This window comes from Microcoleus sp. F4-D5, from assembly GCF_036704885.1.
Lineage (GTDB): Bacteria > Cyanobacteriota > Cyanobacteriia > Cyanobacteriales > Microcoleaceae > Microcoleus.
Map to the genome: position 1 here is coordinate 38,521 of NZ_JAUBSX010000061.1, position 8,124 is coordinate 46,644.

General features: G+C 40.2%; 2 protein-coding genes. Both read right to left on the reverse strand.

All coding sequences use genetic code 11. From position 1 onward, the window contains the following. Positions 1–282 precede the first annotated feature (282 nt). Positions 283–1,827, reverse strand: coding sequence for a response regulator (locus tag QUA80_RS24050; RefSeq protein ID WP_333427529.1), 1,545 nt, complete (start codon positions 1,825–1,827; stop codon positions 283–285). Next, complete coding sequence (locus QUA80_RS24055) at positions 1,820–7,750, reverse strand: AAA family ATPase (protein ID WP_333427530.1); 5,931 nt, start codon at positions 7,748–7,750, stop codon at positions 1,820–1,822. The genes QUA80_RS24050 and QUA80_RS24055 overlap by 8 nt, the downstream gene beginning before the upstream one ends. Positions 7,751–8,124 lie beyond the last annotated feature (374 nt).

The following is an 8,124-nucleotide window of genomic DNA, read 5'->3' on the forward strand; positions in this document are numbered from 1 at the left end:
TGTCACACAACCACAAACGTTTCACATCAATTGTTTAAAAATTTTCGGAGATGTCTATTTAATGTGGTCTCAAAAAAATACTGATTGCACTCTTGAGTGATTGTGATGGCGGTCTCCTACATTTAGGCACATTTACTGATGCTGTGTCAGGTTTGAGAATAGCTATATTTTATAGATTTCTGCACTAGCTGGAAGAAAACATGGACGTACTTACTGTGTATAAAGTGAGTTTGGATTTATTTGGGCTTAAAATTTGTTTAAGCCCCCTTAAGTTAAAATCCACTAAGAAATTCCCAAGGCTGTTTCAGACATCGTAATGAAATTGCTAGCAAATAATTGCTGGTTAATGGGAATATCAATAATAAACTTTGCCCCCTGATTAGGGGCTGAAATACAATTGAGCTTGCCACCATGTTTCTCCACTACAATCTGATGGGAAATTGACAACCCAATACCGATGCCTTTCCCTAGAGGTTTAGTAGTAAAAAATGGCTCAAATAGATGTTTGCTGATATCTTCTGTCATTCCCGACCCGTTATCCTTAATCTGGATTACTACCCGATTACTTTCGGTAACTTCAGTGCGAATGACAATCTTAGACGGATTGGCTTTAATTTCACTTAACGATCGCGTTGCATTGTAATCATCTAGGGCATCAATAGCATTAGCGACAAGATTCATAAACACCTGGTTAAGCTGACCAGCATAACACTCTACCAGAGGCAGATTGCCGAACTCTTTGACCACCTCAATTGCAGGTCGATCGCCCCTTCCTTTAACGCGGTTATGCAAAATTAATAGAGTGCTCTCAATACCCTGGTGAATATCCACTGGTTTCATCTCTGATTCATCTAATCGCGAGAAGATTCGCAGCGACTGAATAATCTCGCGAATACGGTCTACACCTACCTTCATCGAAGTCAGCAATTTAGGCAAGTCTTCAACCAAAAAATCTAGTTCTATCTCGTCTATTTTATTTGCAATTTTCGCTCCTGAAACGGGGAATTCCTGCTGATACAGATTCACGAGTTCAATCAGACTTTTGGTATACTCATGGGCGTAAGAAAGATTCCCATAGATGAAATTAACGGGATTATTGATTTCATGGGCTACACCTGCAACAAGCTGACCTAGAGAAGACATTTTTTCGCTCTGCACAAGTTTAGTCTGGGTCAATTGCAATTCGCGAAAAGCTTTTTCTAAGCATTGAGCTTGGGTTCGCAATTGAGCTTCCGATTGTTGCAATCCCGCCTCTGCTTGCAGACGCTCTTGAATCTCCTGTTTGAGCAATTGATTGGATTGGAAAAGTTCAGCCGTCCTTTCTTCAACTCGCCTTTCCAACTCCGATGCCAGCTTCAAGAGCGAAGATTCCGCTTTGACACGCTGTTCGATTTCTGCTTGCAAGCACACATTTTGCTCTAACAGTTTCTTCGACAGGTTGCGGAGCTTCATGTGGACATTAACACGAGCTAAAACCTCTTCATGCTGAAGAGGCTTAGTAATATAATCCACCGCACCAAGACTCAAACCTTTAACCTTATCCACCGTATCAGCAAGAGCAGTCATAAAAATCACGGGAATGTCTCTCGTTACATCATTCGCTTTCAAACGGCGACAAGTTTCAAACCCATCTATTCCTGGCATAAGCACATCCAACAGAATCAGATCTGGCGCGGCATATTCGACCTTTTGGAGAGCACTTTTGCCATCCCTAGCTACCAATACTTTGAAGCCAAAATCAGCCAAAAAATCGAACAGGACACCTAAATTAGTCGGGGTGTCATCTACGATTAAAATGGTGCTTTGTTCGGCAAGTTCACTACTCATTGGCTGTCGTCCTATATTGTTTAATAAACTCTAGGATTTGTTGTTCTTCAAATCCTTTCGCTAACTGGCGCAGATGGCTAGCAAAGGGAACCCATTGCTCATTGAGTTGTTCTAGTTTTGCGGCTCGCTCCGCAATTCCTCGGAGATCGCCCATCATCGCTAGATCGAATAAAACGGCGATTTCCTCATCGGGGGGAGCTACAATTTCAGAACTTAGAGATTTTTTTTCTCCTTCTGTTTTCCTCATCTCTTCCAGATTTTCTTCATAAATCCATTCTAACCCTAAATGAGTACGTAATTTTTCTAAAAGCTCCTCGATTCGTATGGGTTTCGGAATAAAATCATTGCAGCCTACCTCGGCACTTTGTTGTCGATCGAAATCAAAAACGCTGGCAGAAGTAGCAATCACCACTAAATTAGTCTGACCTAGTGATTTGCGAATCCGGCGCGTCGCTTCTAAGCCGCTCATTACTGGCATCATCAAGTCCATTAAAATACAGTCGGGCTTAAACTCCACCGCCTTATTTAAACAGTCCTGACCCTCCGTTGCTTCCAGAATTTCAAATCCTAACGGCTGAAGCATTCCCGTCATGATCGAGCGATTTTGCCACTTGTCGTCAGCTATGAGAATTTTTCGCTTTCGGCCTTTGAAACCAACGATTGTGTGGGCATTCGCTTTGGCTGAATTAGTCGCCCATTCCGATACCTCTGGCAAATCTAAATCGAACCAGAAAATGCTCCCTTGTCCTAATTTACTCTTCACCTTTATTTCACCGCCCATCATCTGGACTAATTGGCGACTAATTGCCAGCCCCAACCCGGTTCCTTCAACCTTCAGGTTGGCTTCTCCTACTTGGTGAAAAGGCAAAAATATGTCTTGCAATTGCTCTAGTGCCATACCAACTCCGGTATCTTCCACTTGAAACCGGATTTTGCCACCCTGATATCCTACTTTGAATGCCACCCCACCTTTTTCGGTAAACTTAATCGCATTGCCGAGTAAGTTGATTAAAACTTGCCGCAACCTTTTTTCATCACCCTGGACGGCAATAGGTAGTTGGGTAATGGGCTCGTAAATCAGGGAGATTCCCTTTTGTTCTGCCCGAATATTGCAAATTTCAGCCAGGCCTTCCAAAAATTGTGAGAAATGGAAATTACTCAAGTGGATTTCCATTTTTCGGGCTTCGATTTTGGAGAGATCTAAAATATCGTTAATTAGGGTTAAGAGGTGTTCGCCGCACTGACTAATCACGTTCAGACCATCTTTTTGCTCGTCAGCCAAGTTTTTTTGTCGTTTGAGGATTTGGGTGTAACCCAAAATGCCATTAAGTGGCGTTCGGAGCTCGTGGCTCATATTAGCCAGAAACTCACTCTTGGCAGAGTTGGCGGCTTTCGCTAATTCTTCTGCTTTTTGTAAATCGATATTTTTTTCTTGTAACTGTTGCGTTCTTTCTGCCACCTTCACTTCTAAAGTAGCATTGGCTGCTTCCAAATCGTTATAAAGACGGGCATTCTCAATCGAAATAGCTGCTTGAGAAGATAAAAGTTGTAAAACTTCTAAACGATCGGGAGTAAAAGCACCTGTTGTGAGATTATTTTCTAAGTAAAGAATGCCAGTAAGTTTTCCTTGATGGACGATGGGAGTACATAATACTGACTTGGGTTTTTGGTTGACGATATAAGTATCCGCCGTGAAGGTTCCCTCACAACTCGCATCGTTTAATACAACATTTTCCTGAGTTCTTGCAACATAGTTAATCAAAGATATGGGTAGTTGCTTACTGTTTTCCACTGGTATTCTTTGCAGCACTTCTACATCGCTATCTACAGTGCCATAGGCTTCAATTAGTAGATTTCCAGCTTTGTCTAAAATGAAAATGCCATTTTGAGCACCCGCATTCTCGATCGCAATTTTCATCAATTTTGCTAACAAATTAGTCAACACAATTTCGCCAGAGAGAGCTTGAGAGGCTTTGATGACAGTCGCTAAATCTAGTGCGCCACTCCCTCCACTTGTCGAGCTAGTGCTCGTAGCGATCTGGCTACGTTGAGTTTCTGGCTTGGCTATCCGGGAAAATATTTGAGGATATCTGGCTTCCAAATCTTTGACTATAGCTTTAGCTCCCCAGCGACTATATGCGTAGTAAGCATCGGTTAAATACATCAGAGCAATTTTATCTTTTCCGCGAAAAAAATAAAACTCTGCAGCCAGTTCGTTAGCTAAGGCTTCTTCTTGGATATATCCCTGTTCTTTGGCTCCTGCTATAGCGCGATCGTAATAATCGCTGGCTTCTAAAGGTTGTCCCAAAATCCGCGCTTTTTCTGCTTCTACTAAGTCATACTTATGCTGGAAATTAATCGGTGCATGGAACGCCCAAGTTTTCATTTTTTCTTGGTTTACTGCTACTTGAATTAAATATTCTTCTTGTTCTTGCGCTGAGACTTTGGGATACATTGCTAGGAGGCCAAGAGAATGGTAGAAGTTGCCAAGAGCATTCTGAATTAATCCCACACCGCAACTGGCATATTTTGATACTAAATTAGCATTGACTATTGTGCCTTCGTAATCTTTAAAAGAATAACGAAGCATCCCTTGGGCGGCATGGTAAAAAAACAGCAGAGTCCCATTATTAGATTCTAGGAACACCGGCACCATTTCTTCTTCATTAAAACTCTCACCAATCAACTGATATTTATCTGAGGCTTTGCCCAGCAAATTTTTAACTAATTGCTGATAAATTTTGATTGCAAAAGTATCGTAATCTTGCTTGTATTTAATGCTAATAGCAACATATTTTTCCTGTTCGCACTCAACTTTTTCTAGCTCTTTTTCCGTTAAAAATGTCATGTAGCAGTAATTGATCAGGCAGTGACAAGCACATTCCAAATCACCTACTTCCAAGCCACTTTGCATAGCCTTAATCAAAGGTTCTCGGGTTTCCATACTATGATCTTTCCAGGATCTGAGAAGAGCATTAAATATTAACCCAACCTTACAGTTGAGCGAGTTAGTTTCAAATTTATCCAATACAACAATGGATAGTTTGCCAAATTTATATCCAGAATCTATATCCCCCATTGGTCCACATAAAAGAGAGCCATAGAAAACGTAAGCGTAAGCAGATTCCGGTGAGTTACCATACTTGAGCGACAAATCGATCATTGTATATATAATTAGTGGCAGCATAGCTCCATTGCCAAGATATGCCGAGATCACGATGCTGCTTAATATCCGCATCGCCGCAAGTTTATTCATATCTGTCATTGGTGGCAGATTGGCTAAATCCTCAATAATCAATCCTTGAGGGGGTTCTTGCTCTAGGTAAACGCCGAACATTTCAAGAACATTAATACCAGTCTCTATAGCTGATTTTGCTCGGTTTTCAGCCATGTCAAACTGAATTTTTAGTTCGTAGACTTTGATTTTTTCTAAGAGGGTTTTTGCTTGTTTTATGATGATAGCAGACAACTGTTGAGAGCGCTCAAAGTTTGTGGTGATAAATTCGGCTTCTGCTGCTTCTAAATGCAGATTTAAAGTCAGCTCATATTGACTCTCCCAGCTATCCTCCGCGAGCAGTCCCAAACCCACATTCAAATATTTGACAGCGGATTCATAAGCTGTTGCTGCTTTGGCTTTCTGTCCGGCGATCAGATTGAGTTCTGCTAATTCATATTTTTCGCTCTCTAAAGTGACTAAATCAGTGCCGTAATTTAGTTGGTTAACCAGTATAAAGATATTTTCTTTTTGTTCTTCAGGCGTTGTGGAATGCAGCAGTAGTTGACCAATTTTTAGGTGAGTTTCTTTTTTCTGGTCGTCTGGAATTAGAGAATAAGATGCCTGTTGCACTCGGTCGTGCAAAAATTTGTAGGTGACATTAAATTGCTCGGTTGACTTTTCTGTGGATGTTTCCTCCTCAAATAGGAGCGGTATTTTGTAAGAATTATTGAGCGGTAAAACGAAACCAGTTTGTAACGCTTCCCATAAATTTATTGCCGTCTCTGACTGAGATTTTTTATTAGCTATTGCCAAAACATCTAAACTGAATTTATCTCCGATACAGGCCGCTAATTTTAAGACATTCTGCGTCTGGGACGAGAGCTTTTGAATCTGGCTGACCATCAATTCGACGACGTTATTGCCGATCTCAATGCCTTGAAGCTGTTGAAGATCCCACTGCCAACAAACTCGATCGAAATCAAAGGATAGGAGTTTTTCTTGATAAAGGGATTTGAGAAGTTGAGTTAAAAAGAAAGGATTGCCCTGGGTTTTATTAAAAACTAACTCAGCCAGGGGCAAAATTTCAGAAATTTGACTGCGAAGGGTTTCGCTTACTAATTGGTTTACATGAGTTATTTCTAAAGCTTGGAGGATAATATTATTGACTATCGCCTTGGTATTTTGAATTTGCTCTAAGGTATAAATTAAGGGATGAGTGGGGCTGACTTCATTATCCCGATAGGCTCCAATTAATAGTAAATATTTACTATCTGGATCGGTCATAATTAGTTGGATGAGCTTGAGGGAAGCCGAATCTGCCCATTGCAAGTCATCCAAAAATACAACTAGCGGGTGTTCGGGTTTACTAAACACCTGTATAAATTTTTGAAATACTTGATTAAATCGGTTTTGGGATTCCGCTGGCCCCAAGGTTGGAACTCCAGGCTGTGGATCGATAATCTTTTCTACTTCGGGAATAACATCAATAATAACCTGGCCATTTGTCCCAAGTGCTTCGAGGATTTTAGACTTCCAAATTGCTATTTTTTCTGATTTTTCGGTCAGCAGTTGGCGCATCAATTCCTGAAATGCTTGAATTAAGGAAGCATAGGGAATATTTCGCTTGAACTGGTCAAATTTACCGCTAATAAAATACCCTTTTGCTGCTACTATCGGTTTATCAACTTCGTTAACTAAGGAGGATTTACCGATACCTGAATAACCGGAAACTAGCATCATTTCCGTTTTCCCGGCACTGACGCGAGTGAAGGCTTCTAGCAAACTAGCAACTTCTATTTCCCGTCCGTAGAGTTTTTGCGGAATCAGAAATTGGCTGTAGGAATCTAGCTGAGCTATAATAAAGGGGAAAATCTCTCCTGAAGAAAGCATCTGCTGGCAGGTTTCCAAGTCAACTTTTATTCCGAAAGCACTTTGATATCTATCTTCAGCCGTTTTAGATAATAATTTCATTACAATTTCAGAAACTGCATCCGGAATTTCTGGATTCAGTTGTTTAGGTGGTATTGGTGCTTTAGCTATATGGCAATGAACGAATTCTAGGGGGTCTTTTGCGGAAAAAGGTAGCTTACCCGTCAGCATTTCATAAAATGTAATACCGAGGGAGTAAAAGTCAGTGCGGTAGTCCACTGATCGATTCATTCGGCCGGTTTGTTCCGGCGACATATAGGCGAGAGTTCCTTCTAATAAGTTGGGATTGGTGACGGTTTGATTTTCTCGATCTAAGAGAGAAGCAATGCTAAAGTCAATAATTTTTACTTCCTTTGTCTCTGGCTCAATTAAAATATTTTGGGGCTTAATATCTTTATGGATTACATTACTATGATGGATCTCTCCCACAGTGTTTGCTAACTGAATGCCGATTTTGAGAAATGCGTTTATAGCCAAGGGTTGATTGTTGAGAAAATCTTTCAAAGATTGACCGCTAAAATTTTCTACTATCAGCGCTAAGCCGTTATGGTAGTTTTCTAAGGCTATGGGCTTAACTATTCCTTCACTTTCTAAATGTCTGAGGATTTTATGTTCGTGTCTTAAGCGGGAAATTTGTTCGATTGTCGGATGCTCGGTTTTGAAGGTTTTGACTATCGCGGATGTTCTATCAACCTGTTTTGTGCCGCGATAAATAATAGTATTGACACTTTCGTAAATAGCTTCGCTTAGGTTGTAACCGAAAATGCTAGTGCTCATGTGCGTAATTTCACTAATAATAAATTGAAGATCAATTGAATAGCAGGCTGTATCTAAGTAGGGACACTGATATTTTGGGCAGAGCTAAAAAATCTTTAATGCACTATAAATAAGCATAATCTAAGCTTCTTAAATCTGTTTAAATTTTAACAAATCTAAATATAAAAAAAACTAATTAATAATTATACCGTAAAAATATTTATAGGCTTTATCCTAAAGATTAGATACAATAACAGCAGTGGCTAAACCAGCTCATAAGATTGGACGATGTAACTTGATTGAATGCAAACTATATCGCAGGGTAAACGCATCTTAATTTCAACCTAAAACATGATAAGATGAAGTATTTAGCTAAATCAAGGGCGTAATTCATA